The sequence below is a fragment of the Levilactobacillus suantsaiihabitans genome, from assembly GCF_004745505.1.
Classification (GTDB): Bacteria; Bacillota; Bacilli; order Lactobacillales; family Lactobacillaceae; genus Levilactobacillus; species Levilactobacillus suantsaiihabitans.
Window position 1 is genome coordinate 1 of sequence record NZ_RKLX01000065.1, and the last position, 634, is coordinate 634.

Consider the following 634-nt stretch of genomic DNA (forward strand, 5'->3'; position numbering starts at 1 on the left):
GATCTACGGACTTTACCTTTAAAAATTCAGAAAATTGCTTGGCTAAAAGCTTAATCTGATCGTTAGACAAATTAGCATAATCTAAATTGGCTTGACTGATAATTTGTTTACCTAGCCGTTGTTCAATCTTATTTTTTTCGTCCTTAATTTTTTGATTAAGGGCTTTTAATTTAGCTTCTTGTTTTTCTAAGTTACTTTGAGACATAACGATCCCTCCAATCACATTATAAATAATCACCGAAACTATATCATATAGGAAACGTTAAGTCAAAGTATAAAATTTGAAATAGCGAAGCGGAAGGCATACACTAAATTAAAGTTAAGAGAATCAGAATACCGAGTGAAACGAGGTCAATGCGCACTTACACCCCACTAAATTATTGTGGGGTAAATCGTGCCAAAATCCTGTATTAGAAGTCGCCGATGGCGACAACAAAATCAACCAATAGATCCAAAGAAAGGTGGTGACTAGTATGGCAATTTTTCATATGAGTTTTAGTAATATTAGTGCTGGGAAAGGACGAAGTGCGATTGCCAGTGCCGCTTATCGAAGTGGTGAAAAATTATTTGATGATCAAGAAGGTCGCCACTATTTCTATGCTCGGTCAGTCATACCAGAGAGTTTTATTTTAAC

General features: G+C 35.3%; 2 protein-coding genes. One reads left to right on the forward strand and one right to left on the reverse strand.

The annotated features are described in order from the left end of the window. The coding region (locus EGT51_RS12855; RefSeq protein ID WP_167850214.1) for a hypothetical protein at window positions 1-223 on the reverse strand (223 nt) is incomplete at its 3' end. Between the two features lie 250 nt (window positions 224-473). On the opposite strand from EGT51_RS12855, the gene EGT51_RS12860 reads away from it, so the two are divergent. Beyond that, on the forward strand, window positions 474-634 hold a 161-nt coding region (locus tag EGT51_RS12860; protein ID WP_167850213.1), incomplete at its 3' end, for a MobA/MobL family protein.